The 26,070-nt window shown below is 71.2% G+C and carries 27 protein-coding genes; 15 read left to right on the top strand and 12 right to left on the bottom strand.

Translation table 11 applies throughout. The features are described 5' to 3' along the window. Position 1 precedes the first annotated feature (1 nt). On the top strand, positions 2-1,999 hold the full coding sequence (locus ACIA8K_RS25610) for a hypothetical protein (protein ID WP_396063447.1): 1,998 nt from the start codon (positions 2-4) through the stop codon (positions 1,997-1,999). Positions 2,000-2,180: 181 nt separating this feature from the next. Then, positions 2,181-3,200, top strand: a complete 1,020-nt coding sequence (locus ACIA8K_RS25605; protein WP_396063445.1) for an MsnO8 family LLM class oxidoreductase — start codon at positions 2,181-2,183, stop codon at positions 3,198-3,200. A gap of 60 nt (positions 3,201-3,260) precedes the next feature. Here ACIA8K_RS25605 and ACIA8K_RS25600 read toward each other — a convergent pair whose 3' ends face one another. Together ACIA8K_RS25600 and ACIA8K_RS25595 are read right to left on the bottom strand one after the other, a co-directional pair. Then, positions 3,261-4,181 (bottom strand): alpha/beta hydrolase, encoded by a 921-nt coding sequence (locus tag ACIA8K_RS25600; RefSeq protein ID WP_396063443.1) that lies wholly within the window; start codon positions 4,179-4,181, stop codon positions 3,261-3,263. Then, complete coding sequence (locus ACIA8K_RS25595; RefSeq protein WP_396063442.1) at positions 4,181-4,879, bottom strand: ester cyclase; 699 nt, start codon at positions 4,877-4,879, stop codon at positions 4,181-4,183. Before ACIA8K_RS25595 ends, ACIA8K_RS25600 begins: the two co-directional genes overlap by 1 nt. A 117-nt stretch (positions 4,880-4,996) precedes the next feature. Between ACIA8K_RS25595 and ACIA8K_RS25590 the strand changes: the two genes are divergently transcribed. The 4 genes from ACIA8K_RS25590 to ACIA8K_RS25575 all read left to right on the top strand — a co-directional run bounded on the left by ACIA8K_RS25590 (position 4,997) and on the right by ACIA8K_RS25575 (position 9,341). Continuing rightward, positions 4,997-5,872, top strand: a complete 876-nt coding sequence (locus ACIA8K_RS25590) for a LysR family transcriptional regulator (protein WP_396063441.1) — start codon at positions 4,997-4,999, stop codon at positions 5,870-5,872. A 386-nt stretch (positions 5,873-6,258) separates the two neighbouring features. Then, positions 6,259-7,542, top strand: a complete 1,284-nt coding sequence (locus ACIA8K_RS25585; RefSeq protein WP_396063440.1) for an extracellular solute-binding protein — start codon at positions 6,259-6,261, stop codon at positions 7,540-7,542. Positions 7,543-7,548: 6 nt separating this feature from the next. Beyond that, a complete protein-coding gene (locus ACIA8K_RS25580) occupies positions 7,549-8,505 on the top strand; it encodes a carbohydrate ABC transporter permease (RefSeq protein ID WP_396063439.1) in 957 nt (318 codons plus the stop codon). Then, entirely contained in the window at positions 8,502-9,341 is an 840-nt protein-coding gene (locus tag ACIA8K_RS25575) for a carbohydrate ABC transporter permease (RefSeq protein WP_396063438.1), read from the top strand. Before ACIA8K_RS25580 ends, ACIA8K_RS25575 begins: the two co-directional genes overlap by 4 nt. Here ACIA8K_RS25575 and ACIA8K_RS25570 read toward each other — a convergent pair. Then, positions 9,299-10,378 carry a helix-turn-helix domain-containing protein gene (locus ACIA8K_RS25570; RefSeq protein ID WP_396063437.1) on the bottom strand — a complete coding sequence of 360 codons (1,080 nt, stop codon included), beginning with the start codon at positions 10,376-10,378 and terminating at the stop codon, positions 9,299-9,301. The genes ACIA8K_RS25575 and ACIA8K_RS25570 overlap by 43 nt on opposite strands. Before the next feature lie 93 nt (positions 10,379-10,471). Between ACIA8K_RS25570 and ACIA8K_RS25565 the strand changes: the two genes are divergently transcribed. Next, entirely contained in the window at positions 10,472-11,239 is a 768-nt protein-coding gene (locus ACIA8K_RS25565; RefSeq protein ID WP_396063436.1) for an SDR family NAD(P)-dependent oxidoreductase, read from the top strand. A 209-nt stretch (positions 11,240-11,448) separates the two neighbouring features. Here the strand turns inward: ACIA8K_RS25565 and ACIA8K_RS25560 are convergent, their stop codons facing one another. Continuing rightward, positions 11,449-12,330, bottom strand: coding sequence for a fructosamine kinase family protein (locus ACIA8K_RS25560; protein ID WP_396063435.1), 882 nt, complete (start codon positions 12,328-12,330; stop codon positions 11,449-11,451). Between the two features lie 114 nt (positions 12,331-12,444). Between ACIA8K_RS25560 and ACIA8K_RS25555 the strand changes: the two genes are divergently transcribed. Further along, the gene (locus ACIA8K_RS25555) at positions 12,445-13,203 is read left to right on the top strand and encodes a group II truncated hemoglobin (protein WP_396063434.1); all 759 of its coding nucleotides are present in this window, start codon (positions 12,445-12,447) and stop codon (positions 13,201-13,203) included. 45 nt (positions 13,204-13,248) lie between these two features. Here ACIA8K_RS25555 and ACIA8K_RS25550 read toward each other — a convergent pair whose 3' ends face one another. The 3 genes from ACIA8K_RS25550 to ACIA8K_RS25540 are packed head-to-tail and all read right to left on the bottom strand — an operon-like array spanning position 13,249 to position 14,560. Beyond that, a complete protein-coding gene (locus tag ACIA8K_RS25550; RefSeq protein ID WP_396063433.1) occupies positions 13,249-14,133 on the bottom strand; it encodes an NAD(P)-dependent oxidoreductase in 885 nt (294 codons plus the stop codon). Next, entirely contained in the window at positions 14,130-14,438 is a 309-nt protein-coding gene (locus tag ACIA8K_RS25545) for a hypothetical protein (RefSeq protein WP_396063432.1), read from the bottom strand. The genes ACIA8K_RS25550 and ACIA8K_RS25545 overlap by 4 nt, the downstream gene beginning before the upstream one ends. Further along, entirely contained in the window at positions 14,369-14,560 is a 192-nt protein-coding gene (locus ACIA8K_RS25540; RefSeq protein ID WP_396063537.1) for a hypothetical protein, read from the bottom strand. The genes ACIA8K_RS25545 and ACIA8K_RS25540 overlap by 70 nt, the downstream gene beginning before the upstream one ends. A 110-nt stretch (positions 14,561-14,670) precedes the next feature. Between ACIA8K_RS25540 and ACIA8K_RS25535 the strand changes: the two genes are divergently transcribed. Beyond that, positions 14,671-15,033, top strand: coding sequence for a winged helix-turn-helix transcriptional regulator (locus tag ACIA8K_RS25535; protein ID WP_396063430.1), 363 nt, complete (start codon positions 14,671-14,673; stop codon positions 15,031-15,033). An 11-nt stretch (positions 15,034-15,044) separates the two neighbouring features. Here the strand turns inward: ACIA8K_RS25535 and ACIA8K_RS25530 are convergent, their stop codons facing one another. The 3 genes from ACIA8K_RS25530 to ACIA8K_RS25520 all read right to left on the bottom strand — a co-directional run bounded on the left by ACIA8K_RS25530 (position 15,045) and on the right by ACIA8K_RS25520 (position 19,646). Then, a complete protein-coding gene (locus ACIA8K_RS25530) occupies positions 15,045-15,587 on the bottom strand; it encodes a DUF1990 family protein (protein ID WP_396063428.1) in 543 nt (180 codons plus the stop codon). Positions 15,588-15,611: 24 nt separating this feature from the next. Beyond that, positions 15,612-17,213, bottom strand: a complete 1,602-nt coding sequence (locus ACIA8K_RS25525; protein WP_396063426.1) for a methyl-accepting chemotaxis protein — start codon at positions 17,211-17,213, stop codon at positions 15,612-15,614. A 189-nt stretch (positions 17,214-17,402) separates the two neighbouring features. Next, a complete protein-coding gene (locus ACIA8K_RS25520; RefSeq protein ID WP_396063424.1) occupies positions 17,403-19,646 on the bottom strand; it encodes a discoidin domain-containing protein in 2,244 nt (747 codons plus the stop codon). A gap of 256 nt (positions 19,647-19,902) precedes the next feature. On the opposite strand from ACIA8K_RS25520, the gene ACIA8K_RS25515 reads away from it, so the two are divergent. Both ACIA8K_RS25515 and ACIA8K_RS25510 read left to right on the top strand, forming a co-directional pair. Beyond that, on the top strand, positions 19,903-20,568 hold the full coding sequence (locus ACIA8K_RS25515) for a DUF6882 domain-containing protein (protein ID WP_396063422.1): 666 nt from the start codon (positions 19,903-19,905) through the stop codon (positions 20,566-20,568). A 166-nt stretch (positions 20,569-20,734) separates the two neighbouring features. Further along, entirely contained in the window at positions 20,735-21,058 is a 324-nt protein-coding gene (locus ACIA8K_RS25510; protein WP_396063420.1) for a hypothetical protein, read from the top strand. A gap of 59 nt (positions 21,059-21,117) precedes the next feature. Here ACIA8K_RS25510 and ACIA8K_RS25505 read toward each other — a convergent pair whose 3' ends face one another. Then, a complete protein-coding gene (locus ACIA8K_RS25505) occupies positions 21,118-22,080 on the bottom strand; it encodes a DUF5937 family protein (RefSeq protein WP_396063418.1) in 963 nt (320 codons plus the stop codon). Between the two features lie 56 nt (positions 22,081-22,136). Between ACIA8K_RS25505 and ACIA8K_RS25500 the strand changes: the two genes are divergently transcribed. Continuing rightward, a complete protein-coding gene (locus ACIA8K_RS25500; RefSeq protein WP_396063416.1) occupies positions 22,137-23,351 on the top strand; it encodes an MFS transporter in 1,215 nt (404 codons plus the stop codon). Between the two features lie 6 nt (positions 23,352-23,357). Here the strand turns inward: ACIA8K_RS25500 and ACIA8K_RS25495 are convergent, their stop codons facing one another. Beyond that, positions 23,358-23,627 carry a DUF2277 domain-containing protein gene (locus ACIA8K_RS25495; RefSeq protein WP_396063414.1) on the bottom strand — a complete coding sequence of 90 codons (270 nt, stop codon included), beginning with the start codon at positions 23,625-23,627 and terminating at the stop codon, positions 23,358-23,360. Positions 23,628-23,873: 246 nt separating this feature from the next. Between ACIA8K_RS25495 and ACIA8K_RS25490 the strand changes: the two genes are divergently transcribed. The 3 genes from ACIA8K_RS25490 to ACIA8K_RS25480 are packed head-to-tail and all read left to right on the top strand — an operon-like array spanning position 23,874 to position 25,982. Then, positions 23,874-24,938, top strand: a complete 1,065-nt coding sequence (locus tag ACIA8K_RS25490) for a family 43 glycosylhydrolase (RefSeq protein WP_396063412.1) — start codon at positions 23,874-23,876, stop codon at positions 24,936-24,938. After that, a complete protein-coding gene (locus ACIA8K_RS25485; protein ID WP_396063410.1) occupies positions 24,935-25,798 on the top strand; it encodes a hypothetical protein in 864 nt (287 codons plus the stop codon). The genes ACIA8K_RS25490 and ACIA8K_RS25485 overlap by 4 nt, the downstream gene beginning before the upstream one ends. Continuing rightward, the gene (locus ACIA8K_RS25480; RefSeq protein ID WP_396063408.1) at positions 25,749-25,982 is read left to right on the top strand and encodes a TraR/DksA family transcriptional regulator; all 234 of its coding nucleotides are present in this window, start codon (positions 25,749-25,751) and stop codon (positions 25,980-25,982) included. The genes ACIA8K_RS25485 and ACIA8K_RS25480 overlap by 50 nt, the downstream gene beginning before the upstream one ends. Positions 25,983-26,070 lie beyond the last annotated feature (88 nt).

Below are 26,070 nucleotides of genomic sequence, written 5' to 3'. Positions count from 1 at the left end.
CATGGACAAGGCACAGGCCGGGTACGTGACCGGGCAGCTCGCGTCGGCGTTCGTCACCGCCACCACGCACGAGGACCCGGCGACCCGGCGGCGCGCGGAGGAGCGTGTGCGGCGGTGGTCGCTTGTGCTGTCCGGTGATCACGCGCACGGCTCCCGTACCCCGGTCAAGGGTTTTCCGTCCTGGGTGACGCTCGACGTGGCGCGCGGCGGGTTCGCGACAGGTGAGGCGTCGGCGGGTGGGCCGCTGCGGCCGCACGAGGTGCGGTTCGGCAGCCGGGCCGCGGCGTTCGCACATTTCCTGACGGAGGCGGGGCTGGCCGAGCTGTACGCGATGCTCGACAGCGGCGACTACCGGATCGACGTGCCGGAGCAGGGCGCGCTGCTTGTCGTCGCGTCGCTGCTGCGCTCCGGCGACCGGGCCGCGGCGCTTGAGGTGCTTGAGGCGATCGGGCCGTTCGCCGACCGGCTGTGCTTCACACCCGTGCCGGACCGGCCGGTGGTACGCGCACCTGACGTGGTGTGGCGCACCGGTGCGGGCGAGGTCGCCGCGCAGCTGGCCGCGCGGGTGGAGAATCCGCGGATCGCGGCGCAGCGGGAGACGCTCACCGTGTGGAACCCGCTTGCCGACGAGTTCCTGGGGCTGTGGCTTGATTTCGACGCCGGACGCGCCCGGGAGCTGCTCGCCCGGTACCGGGAGCTCGCGGCCCGGCACACGCGCAGCCGCAAGCACCTGCGCCGTAAGGAGAACCTCTACATTCTGCGGACCGCGGCCGAGCACGCCGTCGCCGGCCGCGAGCTGACCCCGCGGCACGCCGGGCTGCTGCGCGTGGCGATCGCATCGATGACGGCCAAGCGCGGGCTGCCCGGCTCGCCGGCGCACACGGCGCTGCGGTCCGCGCAGGCCCGGCAGGCGGCGCAGCCCGGCCATCACGTGCTGGCCCACGCCGTGTCCGCCCGGCTCGGCGCGCTCGACCCCTGCGCCGGGGTGTCCGATGTGGAGGCGATCTGCGCGCCGGTCGGCGGTGTGCCGGTACCGGCGCCGGTCCGGCGTCTGGTGCGCCGCGCCACCGCCGGGACCATTCCCGAGCTGATCGCCGCGCGCGTCGTGCCGTCCGCCGAAGTGCTGGCCCGGCTCACGCCGCAGATCACCTCGGTGGTGGAGGCTTCCGGGTACGCCGATCCGGCGCTGATGGCCGCCGTCTACCGGGCGTTCCGCAACCGGCGGTCGCTGCTCCTGCTCGACTACGCCCACCAGGTGCGCATCGGCGAGCTGCCGTGGGTCGCCGTGCAGCGGCCGGCCCGGCCGTCCGCCCGGCCGGAGACCGCGTGGCGCCTCGGCACGTACTACCTCACCGGCTTCCCCGGCACGATCACCCCGAATCCGCTCGTCAGCGAGCTGTCGACGCTCTCACCGATGCATCCGTGGGTGGAGGAGCTGGCCGCGGACATCTTCATGGGCGGCTTCTCGCCGACGTTCGGCCGGGCCGCCGCGCTCGCCGGCGAGCTGCTCGACGGGAGCCTCTACCAGCGGTACTACGACATCGAATGGAAGCGGGCCGCCGCCGACTTCGCCGGCTACTGCCGTGCGCGGGCCGGCAACCCGCGTGGCACCACCGCCGGGAACGGGGCGGTCATCGAGCAGGGCCAGATCCTGACCACACACAACCTTGCCACGCTCGCGTACGCGGTGGGCGCCGAGCCGCAGGACGGCTGGCATGCGGCCGCGGCCGGCGCGTTCGGCACCGCGTTGCGGATCGCGGCCCGCCCGAGGAGTCTGCGGGGAGGCAAGGACATCGCGTACGCGTGGCGGCAGGTGGTCTTCTCGCTGTCCGTGCCGGGCGCCGGTGACCCGGAGGAGGCAATCGCCGGCTTCCACGAGCGGCTGTGGTCCGGGCCGGAATCGGTGCGGGAGCGGCTGCTGCCCGCGGTGGCCGGGCTCGGGCGGGTCGCGTCCGGTGCGCGCGGCGGCAGCCCACTGACCGGGTGGGTGGTGCGCTGACCAGCCCGGCGGCCCACCGTCGTCTCGCCGCGGAGCCGCCGCGCGAAACCAGCCGTTGCCGCCCCGCTTCCGGTCGCGGCCGCCCCGCTTCCGGTCGCGGGCGTCAGCGGGTTGCCCGCCTGCGGCCGCGGGCGTCAGCGGATCGGGGAACAAGTCCCTGACCGGTGACGCTGGATCTGAGGTGATCAACTCCGAGGTCGGCCTGTCGCTGCTGGACCGGTCCCGTACCCGCGCGGGTGAGCCCGACTCCGCCGCGCTGCGCGGCACAGTCGCGCGCGCGGCCCGGGTGGAACGCCAGGGATACGACAGGTTCTGGGTCGCCGAACATCACGCGGTCCCGGGCGTCGCCGGCGCGGCCCCGGCGGTGCTGCTGGCCGCGCTCGCCGGCGCGACGTCGACGATCCGGCTCGGTTCCGCCGGGGTGATGCTGCCGCACCACCAGCCGATCGTGGTCGCCGAGCAGTTCGCCACGCTGTCCGCCTTCGCGCCGGGCCGGGTGGACTTGGGGCTGGGCCGCTCGCCCGGCTTCACTCCGCCGGTACGCCGCGCCCTGCGGCAGACCGATCGGGACTTCTCCGCCGATCTCGCGGAGTTGAGCGGCTTCCTCAACGGTACGGCGGAGGTCACGCTGCGCCCGCGGCCGGACGGCGCGGTGCCGCTCCACGTGCTTGCCACCGGCAGCGGGCTGGAGATCGCGGCCGGGCGCGGGCTGCCCGTGATCGTCGGCGGCCCGCTGCTCGGGCTCGGCGGTGATCCGGAACCCGGGCTGCGGGCGCTTGCCGCCTATCGCCGCGACTTCCAGCCGTCCCCGCAGCAACCGGAACCGTATGTGGCGATCAGCCTCGATGTCCTGATCGCGGACACCGACGCGGAGGCCGCCGATCTACTGCTTCCGGAGGCGTGGTCGATGGCCCGGAGCCGGACGACCGGCACGTTCGCGCCGCTGGAACCGGTGGACGCGGTCCGGGCCGCCCCGCGCACCGCCCGCGAGCAGCAGTATCTTGAGCAGGCCGCCGCGGCGGCGATCACCGGCACGCCGGCGCGGGTGGAGCGCCGGCTCGCCGAGCTGCTCGACCGGACCGGGGCCGCCGAACTGGTCGCCGCGAGCAGCACCTTCGACCGGGCCGCCCTGGACGCCTCGGACTCGGCACTCGCCGCGCTCTTCGGCCGGCCACGGCCCGCCAGGCATACCTCGCCTTAGGCGCTGTACCGACGTCCCCTGGACCGCGGCCTCACTCCGACCCCCACGTCGATCCAGCGCCTAGAGATGGCCGGCGAACCAGTCGAGAAGCGGTTGCGGCCGCCGCTGGAACTCGAGGTAGCCGTCCCAGCGGCGCGTCGAGTCCTCGATCCAGCTCAGCTGCTTGTCGGCGACCGGGATGTTGTCGAAGATCGTCTGGACGTCCGCGGGTACGGTGAGCACGTCGTCCCGGACCTGGTACACGTAGGTCGGGATGCGGCACCCGGTGGCCCAGACCCGGGGATCGCGGGCGGCGAGCGCGATGCCCGTCGCCAGGCGCACACGCCTGTCGAGCTCGTCGCGTCGGTCTCCTTCCACGCCCGCCACGGCGAGAACCCGGCTGAGGATGATCTCCTCGGTGACCGGCTGCGGTCCGCCGAGACAGCGGACGTTCGCGAACGCCGCGGGGTCGAGCGTCATCGCGTACAGCGTCGCGTTGAAGCCCAGACAGCGGCTGAACAGTCCGATCGGCATCTCCCGGGTATCCGGCCTGCTCGCGGCATAGGTCAGCGAGCCGAGCACGTCGCGGGCCTCGAAGATCCCGGACGACGCGATGCCGCCGTTGCCGGTGCCGCTCAGTCCGTGGCTCCGCAGGTCGTAGGTCAGGACGTTGTATCCTGCCGCGTGCAGGATGGCCAGGTCGTGGGTGAAGTCGACCTCGATGTCGTTGCCGCTCGGCCCCCAGATCGACTTCCACGGCTCGAGGTGGGTGGGCAGTCCCGAGCGGGTGAAGTACATCGGATGATTGACGATGATGAGCTTGCCGGACCCGGGAGCCGGTATGTACCAGCCCTCGAGCGGCACGCCGTCCGCCGAGGGGAACGTGACGTCCTCGAAAGCGAGCCCTCGCTCCGACGGGTAGTGCATGATCGGTGAGCGCGGCAGCCGGCCCAGCCCGGCGGCGATGGCGCCCATGACGTGGTCCGCGTGGTCGTCGCTCATTACTCGGCGTCCAGCTGAAGCCGGAGGGAGAAGAAGTCCTCCAGGTGCCAGCTGCTCTCGATCTTCCCGTTCGCGATGCGGTGGAAGTCGAACGCGCGGAATGCGACGGTACGGCCGGTCGGGGCGATCCCGAGGATCTCGCCCTTGTGTGTTCCGGAGGCAAGGACGCGAACCGCCACCCGGTCGCCGGAGACGATGACGTCCTCGATCTCCACCCTGAGGTCGGCGAAGGCGGACCTCAGGAACGCCACGGTGCCCCGAAACCCGTCGATTCCGGCCGGCGTACCAGGCGGAAGCGGGATGTCCTGCCAGTCGTCCGCGAGGTAGTCGGCGGCGTCATCGGTGTCTCCGCTGCTCATCGCTCCGTAGAAGCGGCGCACCAGGGCCTCGGGGGCCGGGGCGGGTGCGGTGAATCCGTCCAGGAAGACCAGCCGGCGGTCGAGCGCGGTGGCGGCGATGTCCCGGGCCGGGGCGTACTCGGCGGAGTCGTACCAGGTGCGCAGCCGTGCCATGTCGGGGAACTCGATGATGACCACGCGCGTGTCCGGCGGCCAGTCGCCCTCGACAACCGCGGCCTCTGCCGCGAGCACCAGGAACGTCCCACCGTGGGCGGCGATCGAGGACTGCGCGATCTCCGCGTATTTCCCGGCGCCCTCTCCGTCGAGAACCGTCACTTCGGTAAGGCTGTATGCGGGCATCTGAGGTCTGCTTTCTCATTCGGGGAGGCGGTGATTCGCTTCTGTACAAGCATGTGAGGCACCGGAAAGGAACGGAAACGACGATGAGAGATGAAGTCACAACCGCCGGGGGTACGTGTGCCTGAGCTGAGACAACTGCAGGTCCTGGTGCTCACGGCCGATGAGCTGAACTTCACCCGGGCGGCGGCGCGGCTGTTCATGACCCAGCAGGCCGTCTCCAAGGTGATCCGGCAGCTCGAGCAGGAGATCGGGGTCGCTCTCCTCGAGCGGTCGACCCACACGGTGCGGCTCACGGCGGCGGGGGAGTCGCTCGTCCAGGACGCACGGCAGCTCCTGCTGCTCGCCGCCTCGGCTGTCGATCGCGCCCGGGAGATCGGCGACGGCCGCGTCGGCACCGTCCGGGTCGGCGTCTCGCCCGCCCTCGGCCCGAACGAACGTGAGGCTGTGGTGCTGGCCCTGCGCGGCGACACGTCCGGGCTTTCCGTAGAGCTCAGCGAACTGCGTCCCGGCAAGGCCGCGGAGGCGTTACTCGCCCGGGAGATCGAACTGGCAGTCGTCCGGTTCGTGCCTGACCTGCCGTCCTTGGAACACGCCGAACTGAGGACTGCCCCGGCCCGGTTGTACGTGCCGGTGGGCCACCGCCTCGCCGCGCGTACGACCCCCGTCACGCTGGAAGAACTCGACGGCGAGCGCCTCCTCACCTGGAACGCGCCCGGCACACCGCTCACCGACCTGATCGTCGGGCGCATCCGCGCCGCCGGGGCCGACGTGCGTCCCACGCTGTCGCCCACAAGCGGCATGGCCCTGGCGCTGAGCGACCTGCCCGACCTCGGCGCGGTGGCGATCGCACCGGAAGGCTGGCAACGCACCGGCCGGATCGTCGACCTCCCACTCGCCGACGCCTTCCACCTTCCATTGTTCGTCATCTGGGCATCCGCGGCCCCCAGCTCGGCCGTGCAGCGACTCCGCGCCGCCCTCAGCCCCCGGGACTGATCAACGGTCTCCGATCTCTGTCGGGCCGGCATTCAGGAGCCGGGACACGGACAGGTCACTGCGGCCCAGGCGGGTGTATTCCATGGCCCGGCCTCCCCGGTTCGGCGTCATCCACCGGACTCACCGGCCGGGCGTGGTGCCCGGCTGTTCCGGAACAGCCGAAATATTCTGGTTTGCAATTCATGAACACCAATGCCATAACGTACCGCCGAAAAGGTGTTATGGGGGGTGTGATCCACAAGTCGCATGTATCTGGCAGTGCGAACTCGGCCCTTGACCCATCGATCAACGGGTCGTAGCGTGCGCTGAACGGCCCCGTAAATTTCGGCCGACAAGCGAAACTTTCGGTATCCCCTTCAATTCGTTCTTTCGGAAAGGAACCTTCAATGGCGCGTTTCAGTCGGAGGTCGCTGCTGGGCCTGACCGGCGCCGGCGCCGCGGGTCTGCTGCTGGGCGGATGCGGTGGCGACGGCGGGGGCGGCGGGGGCGGGAAGATCCGGTGGTGGCACATCGCCAACACCGACCCGATGCTCAGCGAGTGGGCGCAGATGGCCCGCCGGTTCGAGACCGACCACCCCGGCACCACGATCGAGATCACCGCCTTGGAGAACGAGGCGTTCAAGACCAAGCTCACCACTAACATCCAGGCCGGCGACCCGCCCGACATCTTCCACACCTGGGGCGGCGGCGTCCTCGCCCAGCAGGCGGAAGCCGGCATGATCAAGGACCTCACCGCGGACGTCGGCGGGTGGCGCGACACGCTGATTCCGACGGCGCTCGACGCGTACACCATCGACGGGAAGATCTACGGATCCGCGGTGGACACCGGCATGGTCGGCTTCTGGTACAACAAGGAACTCTTCGACAGGGCCGGGGTGAGCACACCGCCGGACACCTGGGCAGGCCTGCTCGACGTGACCCGCCGGCTCAAGGCCGCGACGATCACCCCGATCGCGCTGGCCGGCAAGGAGAAGTGGCCGGGGCACTACTACTGGGCGTACCTGGCGATGCGCATCGGCGGGCTGGAACTGCTGCAACAGGCGGCGGCCGACCGGAGCTTCGCCGCGCCGGGCTTCGTCGACGCCGGCGCCCGCCTGGCCGAACTGGTCGCGCTCGACCCGTTCCAGACCGGGTTCCTGGCCGCCGGCTACTCCACCGCGGACGGGCAGGCCGCCACCATGGGCAACGGCAAGGCGGCCATGGAGCTGATGGGCCAGTGGGCGCCGACCGTGCAGAACGACTCCTCGTCCGGAAAGAAAGGGCTCGGCGACCGGCTGGGCTTCTTCCCGTTCCCCGCGGTCGACGGCGGCCGCGGGCGGATCACCGACGCGTTCGGCGGCGGCGGCGGATTCGCGGTCGGCAGGAACGCCCCGCCCGCGGCGATCGAGTTCCTCAGGTACATCGCCCAGCCGGACAACGCCCGCATCGAGGCGAAGACCGCGGGTGTACTGCCCGTGGTGGCTGCCGCGCAGGACGCCGTCACCGACCCCAACCTCAAGCTGGTGGCCGGTACGCTCGCCGCCTCGACAGGTTTCCAGCTCTACCTCGACCAGGCCTTCGCGCCCGCCGTGGGACAGCAGGTGAACGACAGCGTGGCCGAGCTGCTGGCCGGTCAGGCGACGCCGGAGAAGGTCACCGAGGCCATCACCACCGTGGCCAAGCAGGGCTGACGGCCGGTGCTCACCGCCGAACGACAGGTCCTCGCCCCGCCCCGCACCCCGCCGCGCCGCCGGCGTCGCCCCTGGCCGACGATCGCCCTGTTCCTGACGCCCGCGCTCGTGCTGTTCGGACTGCTCGTGCTGGCGCCGATCGTGGTCGCCGGGTACGCGAGCCTCTTCACCTGGAACGGCTTCGGCGTACCCACCCAGTTCGCCGGCCTGGAGAACTTCCGGCGACTGCTTGCCGACGAGGTCTTCGCCGGCGACCTGCGGCGCACCCTGCTGCTCGTCGGGCTGTCCCTCGTCATCCAGCTGCCGATCTCGCTGGCCCTGGCGATGCTGCTTCATCAACCGCTGCGCGGCCGGCGGGCGTACCGCATGGTGTTCTTCGCGCCCTACGTGCTGTCCGAGGTGGTCACCGCGGTCCTGTTCACGATGATCTTCTCGCCGAACCAGGGCCTGGCCAATCACGTCACCCGGCTGATCGGCCTCGGCGATCTGGGCGCGATCTGGCTCGCCGACACCGACACCGTGATGTACACGCTGTTCCTGGTCATCTCCTGGAAGTACTTCGGCTTCCACACGCTGCTGTACCTGGCGGCCCGGCAGGGCATCCCGACGGAACTGCACGACGCGGCCGCGTCCGACGGCGCGAGCCCGTGGCAGGCGTTCCGGCACATCACCCTGCCGCTGCTCGGCCCGACCATCCGGATCAGCGTGTTCCTGTCCATCCTCGGCACGGTCCAGCTCTTCGACATGGTCTGGGTGCTCACCGGTGGCGGCCCGATCCGCTCCTCCGAGACGCTCGCGGTGACCATGTTCCAGGAGGGCTTCAAGCGGTACCACGTCGGCTACGCGAGCGCGATCAGCATGACGATCTTCGGCATCAGTCTCGTCTTCGGCCTGCTGTACCAGCGTTTCGTCCTGCGGCGCGACCTCGAGGGCGCCCTCACCACGATGGGAGGCCGGCGATGAGCCACGCCGACGGCGCACGCCTGGCACGACACGGCGCACTGCACCTGGCCGCCCTGCTGGCCGGCGCCGCAGTCATCGTGCCGATCGTGTTCGGGGTACTGGGCGGGTTCAAGGACAACGGGCAGCTGTTCACCAACCCGTTCGGGCTGCCCGACCCGTGGGTGCCCGGCAACTACACCGAGATCCTCGGGTCCGGGACGTTCTGGCGGCAGGCCGGCAACAGCGTGCTCGTCGCGATCGTCACCACGGTGCTCGTCGTCGTGATCGGCGCGATGGCCGCGTACATCTTCGCCCGCTACACGTTCCCCGGCCGCGAGCTGCTGTTCACAGTCTTCGCCATCGGGCTGATGTTCCCGTTCGCCGTCGCCATCCTGCCGCTGTTCGTCCTGCTGCGGGAGATGAACCTGCTCGGCAATCCGCTTGGCGTGATCCTGCCGCAGGCCGCGTTCGGGCTCCCGGTCACCATCGTCATCCTGCGCGGCTTCTTCCGCGGCATCCCCGCCGAGGTCGAGGAGTCGGCGGTGCTCGACGGCTGCGGCCCGGCCCGGTTCTTCTGGCGCATCCTGCTGCCGATGTCGCGCCCCGCCATCGGCACCGTCTCGGTGCTCGCGGTCGTCGGCAGCTGGAACAACTACCTGCTCCCGCTGATCGTCTTCAACGACTCGCGCCTGTGGACGCTGCCGCTGGGCGTGCAACAGTTCCAGTCGCAGTACTCGGCCGACACCGCACGCATCCTCGCCTACGTCACCCTGGCGATGCTTCCCTCCCTGATCTGCTACGCGCTCGCCGAACGTCAGCTGGTCAGCGGCCTCACAAGCGGAATCGGGAAAGGCTGAGGGGGTACGGCGTCCCCACCCGCCGATTCAGGCGGGGTGGGACGCCGGATCAGGCCGGCGGCGCTCACGGGGGCGTCATGGGCGGGTGGGACGCCGGGCCGGCCGTTGCTCTGCCGCTGTCGCACGAACTCGCCGGGCGTCAGCCCGTACCGGCGCCGGAACTCCCGGGTGAAGTGGCTGGCGTCGGCGAACTGCCACCGTGCGGCCACGTCCGAGATCGCGAGCCGGGTGCCGGTGGCCGCAAGCGCGGATCGCGCCTCGGCCAGCCGCCGTTCCCGGAGGTAGCCGGCCACCGAACCGCCCTCGGCCGCGAACGCCCGCTGCAGGGTACGCACGGACACGTTCAACTCCCGTGCCAGCAGGCTCGGCGAGAGGCCGGGGTGGGTGATCAACTGGTCCGCGAGGGTGCGGGCGGCCCGCGCCAGAGCCGGCGTCAACCGGGGTTCGACCGCGTCCACGCCGCCGTCCGTCACCGCGCGGACGAGTTCGACGAACGTGTTCCGGGCCGCGTGCAGACCTGCCGATCCCAGCTCGCCGGCGCACTCGCGGACCATTGTCGCGTGCGCGAGCAGCAGCCGCACCTCGGCCTGTGACGCGGAGCCGGCCGCGGAACGCCGCCGGGCGCCGAGTGTGGGCGTGGGCAGGACCAGCAGGTCGGTGCGGGTGCCGGGCTCCGCGATGAGGTGGGTCATCGGCCCGATGCTGACCAGCACGCGACCGGCGGTCACCCGCTGCTCCGTCCCGTGCGCGTCCCCGAGCAGCCAGGCGCCCCGGCGCACGATCCACACCCGTACCAGATCCCTGGTGGTGGCGAAGCCGGTCGTCTGGATCGCGGACACCGTGTCGATGGAGTTGTAGACGACGTCGTACAGCCGCAACGCGTCCATCTTCGCCCGGAAGCCGGACGTGGTCGCCGGCGCGAACGACGGCATGGCGAACCTGTCGCCCATGCGCTGCTGCCACGCCGCCGCGACGTCACCGAAGTCACCCTCCCTCCGGTTGTCCACCGAGAGGAAGCCGACATCCGTACCAATCATGAGATGTCCGCCAATCGTTGTCGCGATTCTTCCAGGCTGCCTGGCGCGCTCGTGCAGGACTCCGCGGCGAGGCCGTTCCTAGGGTGCCTGGTTGTGAATACGACTGCGCACACGCCCGGCTCCTGGGCACTCGTCACCGGCTCGTCGAGCGGGATCGGGCAGGCGACGGCCCTGAAACTCGCCGAGGACGGCTACGCGATAGTGGTGTGCGGCCGGGACCCGGCCCGGACCGCGGAGACCGCCCGGCTGATCGAGGAGTCCGGCGGGCGGGCGGTGAGCATGGTCGCCGACCTGGCCTCGCCCGACGAGGTGCTCGGCCTGGTGCGAAAGGTCCGTGAGGCCGTCGGTGACGAGCCGGTGGAGATCCTTGTCAACAACGCCGGTGGCGGCGCCTTCGTGCCGACCGAGGACACCACCGTGGAGATGTTCGACGCCGCGTTCAACCTCAACGTGAAGGCCCCGTACATCCTGGCGGGCGCGTTCGCACCCGCGATGGCCGGCCGCGGACATGGGGCGATCGTCAACGTCGGCAGCCTGAGCAGCCGGATGGCGGCCTCCGGGACCAGTGCGTTCCAGGCGGCGAAGGCCGCGCTCACCATGCTCACCAAGTCCTGGACCGCCGAGTACGGCCCGCGCGGTGTGCGGGTCAACTCGGTCGACCCCGGGTACATCCTCACCAGGGTCAACGAGCACATGCGGGACATGTACGGCGGCTACCTCACGAGCGTGCCGGCCGGGCGTGGGGGCGCCCCCGAGGAGGTGGCCGAGGCCATCCGCTTCCTCGCCTCACCCCGGGCCTCCTACATCCAGGGCGTCGTACTGACAGTCGACGGCGGAAAGACCTCCGTCGTCGCCATGTGATCCGGACCGCGCCATCCCCGCCGGGGAGGAACGGCTACGCCGCGCGATCGACGGGACCGCGACCCGCCTGCGGAGCGACGTCAGCGCCTGCCCGCCAGCCCTACCGCGGCCCCTCCCGGTCGACCGCCCGAGTAGCGGTCCGGGCTCTCCGGCTCCGGCTCGCCGGTCGTGACGTTCTCGTGCGCCACCCCCGCCCGGCCGCGGCCCGGTCAGGCCCTCGCCCGGAACGGCGCCAGCGTGGCCCGGATCGTCTCGGCGGCGCCCCAGTCGTCGTCGAACTGGGCCAGGACCGCCAGGTGCTGCCGGAGCTGGATGATCGGCATGCGGGCCGGCCAGCCGGGGTCCAGACCGGTCAGCTCGGCGTAGACGTCGAAGAACCGGCGCGACTCCGGCGGCGGCGCCGTGGTCCAGAGATGGGCCAGGTCCACCTCGGCCCACATGTACGACACCGCCGGGTCGATCACCGCCGCCTGCCCGTCCGCGGTGGCCAGCACGTTCTGAGCCCACAGGTCGCCGTGGGTCAGGCAGGCCGGCCGGTCCGGCAGCAGCTCGGGGAGCCGGGTGCACAGCCGCTGCAACGCGGCCCGGTCGGCGGGTCCGAGCGCCGCCTCGACGCGCGGCTCGCTCAGCCAGCGGAGCAGCCGGTGTTCGGCGAAGAAGGCGAAGCCGTCACCGGACCACGTGTTGACCTGCCGGCGGCGGCCCAGCCAGGTGTCCCGGTGCCATCCGAAGCGGGGGTGGGTGGTGCTCGTGTGCAGGTGGGCGAGCGCGTGGGCGAACCGCTCCCAGAAGTCCTCGTCGGGTGGCCTCGGGTGCAGAAGCGACAGCACGAGCACCTCGTGGCCGGCCACGACGACGTCCGGAGTGGTGAGCCCGCCGATCTCCCGCAGGGCCGCCAGCCCGGCGGCCTCCGCGATGAAGACGTCGCCGTCCACCGCCTCGGCGAAGGTCTTGACGAAGACCGGCGGCGCGTCCGTGCGGTCGACGATCGCGGCGATCGCGGCGAGCCCACCGCTCACCGGCGTGACGGCGCCGACGTCGCGGATCCCCGCCCGGGACAACTGTTCCCGCAGCAGAACTGTCGATGGCATCGGCGGCCGCCTCCTTCGGCTGGAGCGTACAACGGACCGCTCCGAATAAGCTCTACCGCTGATTGCCGCCACGACGTGCGGCGTGGTCTAGCCACCACGGCCTACTGTGGATCGGTGACGATCGAGTACATCCGCTACCGGATCACCGGTGACGCCGCGGACTTCGAGTCCGCCTACACCCGCGCGGCCCGGTTCCTCGCCCAGGCGCCCGAGTGCGTCGATTACGAGCTCAGCCGCTGCACCGACGACCCGTCCGCGTACATCCTGCGGATCACCTGGACCTCGGCGGACGACCACCTGACGGGTTTCCGCCGCGGTGAGCTGTTCCCCGGCTTCCTGGCCGAGATCCGCGGCTACATCGAATCGATCGAGGAGATGCGCCATTACGAGCCGACCGCCGTGCGCGGGACCGGCCGGGCGGTGCCGAGCCTCTACGAATGGGCAGGTGGCGCCGAGGCGTTCGAGCGGCTGACCGAGCGCTTCTACGACAAGGTGGTCGTCGACGACGTGATCGGGCCGCTCTTCGCCGGAATGGATCCGGCTCACCCCCGCTATGTGGCGATGTGGCTCGCCGAGGTGTTCGGCGGTCCCGCCCGCTACACCACCGAGCGCGGCGGCTACGCCCACATGCTGTCCCACCATGTCGGCAAGGCGATCACCGAGCCGCAGCGCCGGCGCTGGGTGAGCATTCTCGCCGACGCCGCGGACGAGGTCGGCCTGCCCGGCGATCCGGAGTTCCGCGCCGCCTTCATGGGCTACATCGAGTGGGGCACCCGCCTGGCGGTCGAGAACTCCCAGCCTGACGCGTCACCGGCGCTCAAGGCCCCGGTACCGCACTGGGGCTGGGGCGTCGCGCCGCCGTACCTGGGGTGACGAAGCCGGCGTCGGGGTCTGCGCGCGTCACGTCGTACCCCCGGGTCACTGAGGTCTGGCCCGGATCACCTCGTAGAGCGCGGTCCAGTTACGGGCGCCGTGACCGGCCGCGATCGCCCGCCCGTAATGGGAGGCGACCGCCGCCGGGAGTTCCCGGTCGACGCCGGACTCCTCGCTTGTGCGCAGGATGTGCGCCGCCGTGGCGCCCATCATCCGCGTCGTGCTGAGGTCGCCCGGGTGCCGGCCTGCCTCCAGCGCCGCCGCCACCGACGCGCCGTCACCGACCATGTCGGGGATGCCGGTGAGCATTCCCATCGCGTCCGGCAGGAAGTCGGACGCGGGCACACCGGCGGCCGTGACCAGGGCGGTGGCGTGCAGCAGCGCGGACAGCGCGGTGAGGAAGACGTCCAGCTGGGCCTGGTAGAACAGTTGGGCGAGCCCCGGGTCGGCGCCCAGGTACCGGGTCTCGCCGATCACCCGCAACGCCGGCGCGTGCGCGGCGAACAGCTCCTCCGGGCCGCTGTAGTAGGCGTGGGCACCCGGCTGGCCGATCGCCGGTGCCGGCACCATGACGCCGCCGGTCAGGAAGCGCGCGCCACGATCGCCCGCCCATTCGGCCGCGGCGCGGGAGGCCGCGGGCGTGTCCGAGCTGAGGTTCACCAGGTCCCGGCCGGCGAGCGCGCCGGCCGGCAACCCACCGAGGATGTCGTACATCGCCGGGTAGTCGGTAAGGCTCAGAATTGTCAGCGGGCTCGCGGTGACCGCGTCGGCCGGACCTGCGGCCCGGGTTGCTCCGGCCAGGACCAACTCGTCCGCGCGTGCGGGCGTGCGGTTCCAGACGGTGACCGGGTGACCGGCCCGCAGCAGCGCGCCTGCCATCGCACGGCCCATCGGGCCCAGGCCGACGACGGTGATCGGTGCGGGGTTCATCTGGTGCTCCTGAGTTCTTCGAAGATGCGGGCGGTGCCGAGATCGCCGTGCCCGGCCGCGATCTGCCGGGCCACGAGCGCGTGCACAGGATCAAGGACATCCGTGGGTACGCCCTGGTCCGCGCTCGCCCGCAGCAGGGTCACCAGCGCGGTCCCGGTGAAGTGCAGGCTCTGCTGCCCGGCGCCCGCATAGTCGCGGGCGTCGACGGTGGCGGCGTACCCGGCCAGGCCCTCGGTCATCGCGGCGAGGAACGGCGCGGCGACCCCCGCGAACTCGCTTGCGGAGACGCCCTCGGCCGCGACCATCGCGGCGCCGTGCAGGAAACCGGCGCCGCTCCGGTGAACGGCAGGGCACGTGTGGGATCACGATTCCAGACGGTGACGGTGTGGCCGGTGGCGAGAGCGGTCGAGGCGAGGGCGCTTCCCATCGCGCCCAGGCCCAGGAAGGTAACGCTTGTGGACATGCATCAATCGTCGGCAGTACCGTCAATCCGGACAAGTACCCACTAAATAGTGGGGTACGCACCGGAGGGTAAGTATGGGCAGGCGCGGGCCGTACATCTGTGGCATCGACGCGGCGATGGACGTGGTCACCGGCAAGTGGAAGTCGCTGATCCTGTGGGAGCTGCACCATCACGGCACCCGGCGCTTCGGCGAGCTGCGCCGCGGCCTCCCCGGCGTCAGCGAGAAGATGCTTGTCCAGCATCTGCGCGAGATGGAGGAGGACGGCCTGCTCCACCGGGAGATCTTCCGCGAGGTGCCACCCCGCGTCGAGTACTCCCTGACCGCCGACGGCCGCAGCCTCAACGCCGCCCTCGCCCCGCTCGGCGCGTGGGGCACGGAGCGTCGGCGGCGCCTGGCGGCCACGGGCACGCTCGTCGAGGCCCCGCCCACGTCCTAGCTAGTTTCCGGTCAGCCGGCGAGCCGGTGCATGGCGGACAGGTAGCGGCGGGTGACGAGGTCCTGCACCGCGGTGCCGAGCGGCCCGGACAGCCGGGCCGTCAGGCTCGCCGGCCGGGAGAAGGCGGTGATGGTGAACGTGGTCCGGCCGGAGTCGTCGAGGCTCAGGACGAAGGACTCCTCACCTCGCTCCGGATGGTGCCGCAGGGTTCCGTAGGCGAAGCCGTGCCGGCCGGGTTCCCGGATGACGTAGATGACCCGGCAGACTGCGGTCAGGCGCAGCGGTCCGACTCCGATCCCGAGCCGCACGTCGATGCCGGGTGCGGTCGCCGGGCCGTCGGCGGCGACGCGCAGGCCCGCCCCGCGGTGGACCGCCCACCCGTCCAGCGCGGCGGCGGCGCGGCGGAAGAGGTCCGGGCCCGCACCGATCACCCGCTCGTGCCGGACGTGGCGGTAGCCGCCGGGGAGCGGCTCGTGCCTGGTGGCCCCGGTCTCCGGATAGGAAAAGCCGTCGTCGGCCGGCATGCGGTGAATCCCCTCGAACGTCGCGGACACGATCGTTCGAACGTAGCGCGGATGTCAGACCTGGTATGCCGACACCGTGCGCCGCAGTTCCGCGGCCATGCGGGCCAGTTCCGCCGCGGTCTGCCGGGTGTCGGCGGCGCCGCCGGTGACCGAGTCGGCCGCGGCGGCGACGCCGGAGATGGTGTCGGCGATGCGCGACGAGCCGTCCGCGGCCTCGCTCACGCTGCGGGCCATCTCGCCTGTGGTGGCGGTCTGTTCCTCGACCGCGCTGGCGATTGTGGTGGTGTAGTCGTTGATCGTGGCGATGACGGCGGCGATGTTGCCGATCGCCTCGACCGTGCCCTGCGTCTCGGACTGGATGTTCGCGACCTGGGCGGAGATCTGCTCGGTGGCCTTGGCGGTCTCCTGGGCGAGGTCCTTGACCTCGCTGGCGACCACGGCGAATCCCTTGCCGGCCTCGCCCGCGCGCGCCGCCTCGATTGTGGCGTTCAGCGCGAGGAGGTTGGTCTGCTGGGCGATCGCGGTGATCAGCGCGATCACGGCGCCGATCTCGGTGGACGCCTCGCCGAGCTTGATCACGCCGGCGTTCGTGGTCTGCGCGGTGTGGGCCGCCTCGGCCGCGACCGTGGCGGCCTCGCCGGCGTTGTTGGCGATCTCGCGGATCGAGATGCCCATCTCGTCGGCGCCGGACGCGACCGCCCGGACGCTCTGCGAGACCTGGTTCGCGGCGTCGGAGACGGTACCGACCTGGGTGGAGGTGGCCTCGGCGGACCGGGACAGTTCGGAGGCGACCGCGGTGAGCTGTTCCGATGCGGAGGCGAGCATCTCGGAGTTCTCGCCGACCTGCCGGACCATGCCGGCCATCGCGTCGGCGGTGCGGTTGAGCGTGCCGCTGAGCCGGCCGATCTCGTCCTTGCCGGTCACCGTGACCCTGGCGGTGAGGTCGCCGCCGCTGATCCGGTCGAGGGCGCCGACCGCCCGGCTCAGCGGCGCGACGATGAGCCGGGCGACGACCGCGGCGAACGCGAGGCCGAGCGCGGTGCTGAGCAGCAGGATGGTGGTGACCCAGACCTTCGTCTCGCCGTAGACCTCCTCGGCGGCGGCCTCCTGCTCCGACGACGCGGTCACGGTCTCGTCGACGAGCGCGTTGAGCGTGGCCCGGACCGCGGTCTTCGAGGTCTCCAGCTCGCCGGTGCGTACCGTGGCGATCTCTGTGGTGTTGCCCGCGTCGGCGAGGGGCAGGAGCCGGTCGGTGAGCAGCGCCCGGAAGCTCGTCCAGCCGGTCTGGAACGTGGCGAGGTTGGTCTCGGAGTCCGCGGGCAGGTCGGGGTAGCCGGTGAAGGTGGTGATCGCGGTCTGCACGTCCGTCTCGGCCTTGTCCAGGCTCTGCCCGGCGGCCGTGCGCCCGGCGGCGTCGGTGGCGAGCAGGTAGTCGTCCGCGGCCAGCCAGGTGCGGTTCACGGCCGCGCGCAGATCCCCTATCGTCTCCAGCTCCAGATTGTGCTGGTAGACCCGCTTGACCTGGTCGTTGACCGCGCCGACGCTTGACAGCGCGTAGAGCCCGTCGAACAGGCTGAACGCGGCGATGACGCCCACCGCCAGCATGATCTTCGTCAGGACCCGGCGGTCGGTGATTACCGCGTGCCAGCGCGCCACAGGTCGCACCCTCTCCTCGGCCAGACACCCCAAGGAGATCAAATCCAGGCTGCCGACGGGACCGGAACCGGAAAGAACGCTCGCATCCGGTCAGCGGCCCCGTCGCGCCGCTCGCGGCTGAAACGGTGGCGGCCACCGGTGCGGATCGCACCGGTGGCCGCCGGGTTCACGTCGGTACTGCGGAGGGGATCAGGGGTAGGCCACGACCTGGCGGGGCGTGGTGTTGCCGGCCGGGTTGGGGACCGGGCCGCCCGTGTCGTTGACGACGTTGGCGATGGTGCCGACGTCGCCGAGCGAGACGGTCAGGATGCTGCGCAGCTGGACGCCGGAGCGGTTCGGCACCTCGAAGGCGCGGTCCACCCGGACGCTGGGGTTGACGTTGAAGTAGGCGTAGGAGCCGCCGCCCCACAGCTGGTGGTCGGTGACGGCGTCGGCGACCTTGTAGGCGGCGTAGCCGTTGCCCCGCGGCCCGATCCAGGCCGCCTGGTTGGGTACGTCGTACGGCTTCTCGTTCTGGAAGAAGATCGTCTTCCCCCGGTTGCCGTTCCAGATCACCTCGTACTTCTGGTAGTGCTCGACGAACAGGCCGGTGGCGAGGACGTCGTCGCCGTTCACGACGAGGCCGGTGTCACCTGTGTTGACGGTCCAGCCGGTGGGTGCGCCACCGTGGTCGGCCCGCCAGGCCCAGATGTGGTCGATGATCGTGTCGTCGGCGTGTACGGCGAGCGTGGTGGTGGCCTTGCCCTGGACGCTGCTGCCGATGCGGAAGAAGACGTCCTGGATGCTGGTCGGGTTCGCCGCGTGGTCGGTGTGGACGCCGGACCGGCCGACGCTCATCAGCGTCGGGCTGTTCGTCGTGCCGGCGTCGAAGGTGAGGCCGCTGATCTTGACACCGTCGACGTCGGCGACGTTGAGCGCCTCGACCCCGTTGTTCGGGATCAGGGTCGGGAAGCCGATGCCGGTCACCACTGTGTTGGCGCGGGTGACCCGGAGGGTGTCGTCGAGGGAGTAGGTGCCCGGGGTGAAGAACAGGTTCAGGCCCTGGGCGAGAGCGGCGTTGATCCGCGCGGCGCTGTCACCGGGCTTGGCGACGTAGAACTCGCGCATCGGGATCGAGGAGCCGGCGGTGTTCGGCCAGTTCGCACCCGCGGAGTTGCGCCGCAGAGCCGGCACGAAGACGCGGTAGAGGCCGGCGCTGTCGACGTAGAGGTACGGCTTCTCCCGGGTGACCGGGGTGGTCGCAAGCGTGGTGTGCGGCGGGTTCGGGAACGCGTTGGCCGGGGCGCCCTGGACGCCGGAGTAGACCATGTTCCACACGCCGCCGTCCCAGCGGCTGATCCGGCTGTCACGGGTGTACCACTGCTGCTGCGAGCCGGAGGAGACCACGCCGTCGACCACGGAGTCGGCCAGGTAGCCGCCGCTTGAGTAGCCCTGCCCATTGTCCTGGTTGGACGGCGCGAGCGTCAGGTTGCCCTTGATGTGCACCCGGCGCATCGGGGCGGCCTGCGAGACGGCCCAGCGGTTGGTGCCGCCCTCGGGCACGATCGACAGGTTCTCCATGCTGCGCCAGAAGTTCTGCGTCGCGTTCTTCTCGTCGCCGTAGTTCCAGCCGGAGTCGACGTTGATCGCGCCGTTGATCGTCACGTCGTCGGGGTTGAGGCCGAGACCGGCGATCGAGGTGTAGAAGCCGACGTTCGCCCAGACCCGGCCGTACGTGCCGGGCTTGAACAGGAACACGTGGCGCTGCGTGCCGAACTGCGCGGTCGGGCTGCGCAGCTGCGCGTTGAACGCCGCGTCCACAGCCGACTGGATCGTCGCCGCGGACGAGGACGAATCGAAGATCCGCACGTTCGCGCCGAAGTCAGGGGTGTCGGAGGTCGGCAGGCTCGGCGTGGTGGGGGGATTCGTCGGGTTCGAGCCGGCGCCGAAGACCTGGAACTCCCAGAGCGAGTAGCCGTACGGGGTGGCCCGCGCGGTGCCGTTCAGCCGCACGTACCGGCCGCTGCCGGACACGGTAAGCGACTGCGCGCCGGCCTTGCCCGCGGTGACCGGGGTGATGTCCGTCCAGGTGGACCCGTTCGGCGAGGTCTGGATGGTGAACGCCGAGGCGAACGCCGCCTCCCAGTTCAGGTCGACGCGGCTGATCGTCTGGGTGCTGCCCAGGTCGACCTGCAGCCACTGCGGGTCGGCGAACGCGCTTGACCAGCGGGTGCCTGTGTCGCCGTCGACCGCGGCGGACGGGTTGAAGCCGGCCTCGACGGACGAGGCGGTGGCCGGCTTGCCCTGCGACAGCGGCGTCTCCGCCGCGTTGGCGTTGAGGGTGACCGAGGCGGCGGTGATGCCGAGGGCCGCGGCGAGAACGCTGCTGAGCACGACCAGCCCGCGGCGTCGACGTTTGTGCGGCGGTGGGGAAGTCAGTGTCGGGTGTGCCATGTTCCTGCCTGTCGGACGGGTTGCCGCGCGTCCGGGGGGACAGACGTACGGCGGAACGGGGGTGACCGTGCAACATCGATGAGAGAGCGCTCTCTCAGGATTGTTACCGCACCGACCCCTCGCGTCAATATCTACGCAACACGAACTCTGGATCCGGTACGCACCTCGCCACCCCGTCCCGCGGCACTCCGAGCCCACCCGGCCGCAGGCGCCCGCCGACTTGGCCGCCCGCGATGACCAGGTGCAACATGGTCCCGTGACACCGTTCGAGGAACTGTTCAACAGGCACGTCGCCACCGCGTTCGCCCGCCAGCTCGCGCTCGCGGATCATATCGGAGAGCGTGACTGGCAACTCGACCTGACCGAGGGTACGGCTACTTTCGGTAACGACCTGCGATACCAGGTGCAGCTGCTCGGCACCGAGAGCGAACTGGACCGCACCTGGCTGTGGGCGTGGGCGAACGAGGGCAGCGGCATCCCACCGGCGCTGCTCGGCCTCGCCGGCTGGCTGCGTGAGTACGGCGTCGCCAACGGCGTCCCCGAGCTGACCGAGGCGTCGTTCCCGCTGGACCGGGCGCAGGGCGCGCGGCTGGCGCTGATCGCGTCAGCGCTCTCCGGCCGGGCCTACTACCGGGGACCGTACGACGGTGGCGCGGTCTTCTTCCACCTCGAGGGCCTGCCCGCCGAGATCATCGCGCCGGCCCGCCCCGAGCGCGTCTTCACAGTCGTCGGCCAGATCCTGCAGGGCTTCCCTGTCGATCACCGCCTGATGGTCACCTCGTTCCTGTCCCAGCAGGGCTGGCAGGTCACGGACACCCCCACCGAGGTCACCGGCCGCCACCCCGGCGGCACCGACATGCGCGTCACCTTCGACGACCTCGGCCGGATCACCAACCTGGCCGGCTCCATCCAGCCCGGCTGAGCCCCGCCCGGGGTTCTGTGAGACCCTCCGCGATCGGCCTGTTCCCGGCGTCTTTTCATGATCAAAACCCGTTCCACGGTACGTGTGCGGGGGTGGGCGCCGGGGCCGTCGCCGATCCGCCGCCACGGTGAGGTTTTCCGCGATACCGGGTGGGAACGTGGTCGGTATGCAGCCTCAATTCACGCCCGAGATGCCGGTCGACGCGCTGCCGATCGCGCGCGTCACCACCGGAATGACAGTCGTCGACTCACTCGGTGACACCGTCGGCACGATCACCGCGGTGCAGATGCCCGGCACCGACGTGCGGCCGGACGTCGCCGCCGGTACCGCGGAGCACCTGGTCAGCACCGGATATCTGCGGATCGACACCGCCGGGCTCTTCGCCACCGACGTGTACGCCTCCGGCGACCAGATCACCGGCTCGACCGAGGGCGAGCCCGGCGTCGTCACCCTCAGCGGCGCCCTCGACGACCTGCACCGCGCCGACTGACCGTCCGCCAAGGCCCGAGGCCCGGGGCCGCCGGCCCGGCGCTGACGAGTGACGACAGGTCAGGTGCCGGCCGGCCCGGCCAGGGACTCGCCGAGGTCGCTGCGGTAGTAGAGGACGCTGCGGCCGTAGCGAGCCCGGTTGAGCAGGCCGGCGCGGGCCAGCAGGCGCAGCTGCTGGTTGACGGCGGAGGTGGTGACGCCGAGGCGAAGCGCCAGCTCGGTGGAGGAGGCGGGCTCGCCGAGCGCGGCCAGCAGCGCGGCCCGGGCGGCGCCGAGCAGCTCGCGGACCGCGCCCGCGTCCGGTGCGGCCGCGGGCGACCACATCGCGCCCTGGCCCCGCGCCGGGTACATGATCACCGGGGGGAGCGTGTCGTCGGCCGGGATGCAGACCCGGTTGACGAACATCGACGGCATCAGCGTCACACCCTCGCCGCGGACCTGGCGCACCCCGGACAGGCCCGAGGCCAGGCGCACGTCGAGGTGCCGGCCGTCGAACGTCACCCGCGAGGACAACCCGGTGAGCGCGGTCCCGAGCCCTGCCCCGGCCGCGATCCGGCCGCGGTACAGGACGTCCGCCTCGAGCACCGCGCGCATGCGGGTCCAGGACGGTGCGAAGCACAGTCGCCACATCGCGGCCAGTGCGTCGATCATCCGCCGTACGGCGGTCGCGTGGTCGCCGCGGAACACGTCCGGGACGTCGCCGTGCACGCGTTCCAGGTCGGTGCGCAGGCGCTGCGGGGTGATCAGGGCGAGCGCGGCCAGCTCGTCGTCGAAGACGGTAAGTGGCGAGGCCGGGCGCGGGTTGACGAAGTCGGCAACCCAGTTGCGCTCGTCGACGAGCGCCTGCAACGGTTCCAGGTCGACGAGCGGCAGCACCGCTGCGATCCGGTCCATCCAGGGGCGTTGCAGCGGATAGCGCTCGGGGAACCGCAGCGCGCGCAGGCCCATGCCCAGCTCGCTCAGCGGCGAGATGCCGAACCGGATCGCGGTCACGTCGCCCGGCGCCAGCACGTACCTCATCATGAAGCCCTACGCTACATCGATTCCACCCGCGGGCACTGTCGGGCAGAACTGGACGAGTGACCACCACGACCGCGCTCGTCCGCGACGACCCCGCCCTCCGCCGCCTGCTCACCGTGACCGCTGTCGACACCGTCGGCCGGGGCGCGTTCTTCACGCTCACCTCGCTCTACCTGATCGGCGTGGCCGGGATCCCGGCGGTGACGGTCGGGCTCGGGCTGACCGTGGCCGGCGGCGTGGGCGTGCTCAGCTCGCTCGGCTTCGGGCACCTCGCGGACAGGTGGAGCTCACATCGCATGCTTGTCGTGCTGCACGTGGTGCAGGGCGGCGCGCTGACCGCTTACGTCCTGGTCCGCGACCTGCCGACGCTGATCCTTGTCGCGTCGCTCGTGGTGCTGGGACAGCAGGGCGGCGCGTCGGTGCGTTCCGCCGCGATCGGCCGGGCGTTCCCGGGCGAGGAGCGGGTACGGATCCGGGCACTGATCCGCACGGTGACGAACGCGGGCATCGCGGCCGGCACCGCGCTCGCCGCGATCCCGCTGGCGATCGGCACCCCGGCCGCCTACCGGGTGACGATGGTGGCGGCGGGCGCGCTCTTCCTGGCGGCGGCCGTACTGCTGCTCGGCCTGCCCGCCGAGCGGATCGACGCACGACCCGGGACCGGGGAGGCCACCGGCGCCCCCTCGCGCGGCCCGTACCGGGACAGGAGGTTCCTGCTTCTCGCCGCGCTGAACGGGGTTTTCGGCATCCAGTTCGGCCTGTTCGAGATCGCGGTGCCGCTCTGGGTCGTGCACCACACCGAGGCGCCGGACGTGCTGGTGTCCGCGCTGCTGCTGCTCAACACCGCGCTCGTCGTCGGGCTTCAGGTGCGGCTCAGCCGCGGCACGTCCGACCTGCGCGGGGCCGGCCGGGCGATGACCTGGGCGGGCTGGCTGATGGCGTTCGCCTGCCTGCTCTGGGCGGTCGCCGGCGAGCTGCCCGCGCTCGCCGCGGTGGTGACGCTGCTGGCGGCCGCGGCTGTGCACACGCTCGCCGAGATCACCTCGAGCGCGGCCGGTTGGAGCATCAGCTTCGAGCTGGCGCCGGCCGACGCGATCGGCGCGTACCAGGGCGTCTACGGCACCGGGTTCGCGATCGGCGCGATGGCCGCGCCGGTGGTGGTGACCGCGACCGCGATCGACCGGGGCGCGCCGGGCTGGGCGTTGCTCGCGGTGATATTCCTGGTCACGGCGCTGGCGACCCGATTCCTCGTGACGGGGATCCGGGAGGCGTAGCTCGGGTCAGGAGGCGTAGCGGCGTTCCGCGCGGGCCCGGCCCTTGGCGGCCTCCACCTCGCGGTCCTTGGGCGGGGCGGTGGTGACCAGCCCGTCCAGCAGCGCCTGGGTGGCGGCCACCACCGCGGCCACCGCCTGGTCGAAGACCTCCTGGTTGGCCTGGGACGGCTTGGTGGTCCCGGCGACCTTCCGGACGTACTGCAGCGCCGCCGCGTGCACCTCGTCCGGCGTGGCCGGCGGTGCGAAGTTGTGCAGCGGGTGGATATTGCGGCACATGCGCGTTCCTCCTGAGGCAAGACGTGGCCGTCCGGCAGCGTACCGCGAACGGGGTTGCCGTCGCGGCGGATGAACGCGTCTGAGCGTTTACGGCGGAGTGTGTTCGCGCTGTGGCGATCTCGATTCGACTCCATTACACATGTGACATCGACGAAATCCGATGGTAGTCCGGTTTTCGATTGCCCATGTTAGCGCTCACATAGGTGGCAGCCGCCCCACATGCGGCGCCCGCCGAGAAGGGACCCCATGTTCGCGAACCACAGATGGAAAGCGGCGAGGCGGTTGCTCACCGCCGCCGCAGTCCTCGTCTTCGTGCCCGTGCTGAGCGCGGCCGTCCCCGCCTCGCCCGCGCTCGCGGCGCCCGGCCCGTCCTTCACCAACCCCCTCGTGGGTACGCCGAACAGCGCGGATCCCTCGATCGCGTACTCCGGTGGCAACTGGTACTACGTGGCGACGACCTGGTCCTCGCAGATCATCATGCGCCGGTCGTCCACAATGGCCGGCCTGAAGACCGCGGCGGAGAAGACGTTGTTCACGCTTACAGCGGGGCCCGGCTGCTGCACGATGTGGGCGCCGGACCTGCAGTACACGAACGGCCGCTGGTACATCTACTTCTCCGCGGAACCGTCGCCGGGGCAGGGCCAGCGCCGGACCGGCGTGCTGGAGAGCGACACGGCCGATCCGTACGGGACCTACACGTACCGCGGGATTCTGAATCTTGAACCTGGTGGCGGGTGGGCGATCGACGGCAGCGTGGTCCGCTTCAACGGGTGGCCGGACCACTTCGTCTACTCCGCCTTCCGCGGCGGGGAGCAGGGCCTGTTCATCGCGCCGATGTCGTCGGCGATCCAGGTCTCCCGCAACGGGGTGCGGATCTCCTCGCCGACGCTGTCCTGGGAGCGGCAGGGCGGCGCGGTCAACGAAGGCCCCTACGCGCTCTACCACGGCGGGAAGACGTTCCTCACCTACTCCGCGAGCTCGTGCAACACGCCTGACTACAAGCTCGGCCAACTGACCTGGACCGGCGGGGACCCGATGTCGCCCGGCTCCTGGACGAAGAAGTCGACGCCGATCTTCGCGCGCAGCGATGCCAACGGCGTCTACGGGCCGGGTCACCACTCCTTCGTCAACTCGCCGGACGGTACCGAGATGTGGATCGTCTACCACGCGAACTCGTCGGCCGGTCAGGGGTGTGGCGCGACCCGTACCACCCGTGCGCAGAAGATCGGCTGGAACTCCGACGGCTCGCCCAACCTCGGCACGCCGGTGGCCACAGGTGTCTCGATCGCGGGCCCCGGGGGTGATTCATGACCACGGCCAGGCTGTTCCGCGTGTTCGTCGCGCTGATCGCCGTCGTGCTCGGCGCCCTGGTCGTGCCCCGGCCGGCGTCCGCGGCCACCACGTTGATCTACACGACGTTCAAGGGTGACGCGGCGGCGGACCAGGAGCTCTGGGTCTACCAGTCCACCGACGGGGGCGCGAACTACAGCGTCCTCTACGACACCAACTTCCGCGGGCCGACAGGCGTGCTCCGGGACCCGAGCATCATCCGGCAGGGGAGCACCTACTTCGTCGCGTACACCTGGCAGTCCTGGACGACGAACTCGACGTACTTCGCGGTCGCCCGCAGCACCGACCTGCGGACCTGGACGAACATCGCCACCGTCCCGGCCGGCGTCTCCGACCCGCAGAACGTGTGGGCGCCGGAGTTCTACCTCGAGGGCGGCACGGTCCGGGTCATCGTCAGCGTCAGGCAGACCACGAACACGAGCGGCTTCCGGCCGTACGTCTACACGGCGCAGAACGCGAGCCTCACGTCCTGGAGCGGCCCGCAGCAGATGGGCGGCCTCGGCTACAACTACATCGACACCTACGTCGTGAGGTCCGGAAGCACCTATCACGCCTTCACGAAGAACGAGACCACGAAGTACATCGAGCGCTGGACCAGCAACAGCCTCACCAGCGGCTGGACCCGGCAGGGGACGCTCTGGACCTCCGGCTACGAAGGGCCGTCACTGGTACGGATGGACAACGGCCAGTACCGCATCTACGTCGACAAGTACACAAACGGCGGCATCTGGACGGCCACCAGCGCGAACCTGACCTCGTGGACCGGGCTCAGTGCGGTCGGCTGCTCGGGCTGCCGGCACGGGACCGCCATCCCGAAGTGACAGCTGCCGGGGTGGGCGCCGCCGGTGCCCACCCCGGCCCGCGTGCCGCCATGCGTCAGGTCACCGGATCCGGAACACCTACGGCGGCTGCCAGCGGTGCCGAGTGCCGATTCCGGTCGCGCGACTCGCGGTGCTGCCGCACGCCCGCTTCTGCGTGCCGTGCCAGCAGAAGCACGTCGGGTGACGCCGGGGCCGCCGTGCCCGCCGGGCGCGGCGGCCCGCCCCATTAGGTTGCGTCGGGGTAAAGCTTTGGTTAGCAAGGATGCATTGGA

The organism is Catenuloplanes sp. NPDC051500 (assembly GCF_044454585.1).
Lineage (GTDB): Bacteria > Actinomycetota > Actinomycetes > Mycobacteriales > Micromonosporaceae > Catenuloplanes.
The sequence above is the reverse complement of the archived record's forward strand: the minus strand, read 5'-3'. Positions and strand labels throughout refer to the sequence as shown.

Excerpts from the sequence above, each read along its gene's own strand:
- ACIA8K_RS25610 (WP_396063447.1), top strand. The coding sequence starts at position 2 with ATGGACAAGGCACAGGCCGGGTACGTGACCGGGCAGCTCGCGTCGGCG.
- ACIA8K_RS25600 (WP_396063443.1), bottom strand. The coding sequence starts at position 4,181 with ATGAGCGACGACCACGCGGACCACGTCATGGGCGCCATCGCCGCCGGG.
- ACIA8K_RS25595 (WP_396063442.1), bottom strand. The coding sequence starts at position 4,879 with ATGCCCGCATACAGCCTTACCGAAGTGACGGTTCTCGACGGAGAGGGC.
- ACIA8K_RS25585 (WP_396063440.1), top strand. The coding sequence starts at position 6,259 with ATGGCGCGTTTCAGTCGGAGGTCGCTGCTGGGCCTGACCGGCGCCGGC.
- ACIA8K_RS25575 (WP_396063438.1), top strand. The coding sequence starts at position 8,502 with ATGAGCCACGCCGACGGCGCACGCCTGGCACGACACGGCGCACTGCAC.
- ACIA8K_RS25570 (WP_396063437.1), bottom strand. The coding sequence starts at position 10,378 with ATGATTGGTACGGATGTCGGCTTCCTCTCGGTGGACAACCGGAGGGAG.
- ACIA8K_RS25560 (WP_396063435.1), bottom strand. The coding sequence starts at position 12,330 with ATGCCATCGACAGTTCTGCTGCGGGAACAGTTGTCCCGGGCGGGGATC.
- ACIA8K_RS25550 (WP_396063433.1), bottom strand. The coding sequence starts at position 14,133 with ATGAACCCCGCACCGATCACCGTCGTCGGCCTGGGCCCGATGGGCCGT.
- ACIA8K_RS25545 (WP_396063432.1), bottom strand. The coding sequence starts at position 14,438 with ATGGTCGCGGCCGAGGGCGTCTCCGCAAGCGAGTTCGCGGGGGTCGCC.
- ACIA8K_RS25540 (WP_396063537.1), bottom strand. The coding sequence starts at position 14,560 with ATGGGAAGCGCCCTCGCCTCGACCGCTCTCGCCACCGGCCACACCGTC.
- ACIA8K_RS25535 (WP_396063430.1), top strand. The coding sequence starts at position 14,671 with ATGGGCAGGCGCGGGCCGTACATCTGTGGCATCGACGCGGCGATGGAC.
- ACIA8K_RS25520 (WP_396063424.1), bottom strand. The coding sequence starts at position 19,646 with ATGGCACACCCGACACTGACTTCCCCACCGCCGCACAAACGTCGACGC.
- ACIA8K_RS25510 (WP_396063420.1), top strand. The coding sequence starts at position 20,735 with ATGCAGCCTCAATTCACGCCCGAGATGCCGGTCGACGCGCTGCCGATC.
- ACIA8K_RS25505 (WP_396063418.1), bottom strand. The coding sequence starts at position 22,080 with ATGATGAGGTACGTGCTGGCGCCGGGCGACGTGACCGCGATCCGGTTC.
- ACIA8K_RS25495 (WP_396063414.1), bottom strand. The coding sequence starts at position 23,627 with ATGTGCCGCAATATCCACCCGCTGCACAACTTCGCACCGCCGGCCACG.
- ACIA8K_RS25490 (WP_396063412.1), top strand. The coding sequence starts at position 23,874 with ATGTTCGCGAACCACAGATGGAAAGCGGCGAGGCGGTTGCTCACCGCC.
- ACIA8K_RS25485 (WP_396063410.1), top strand. The coding sequence starts at position 24,935 with ATGACCACGGCCAGGCTGTTCCGCGTGTTCGTCGCGCTGATCGCCGTC.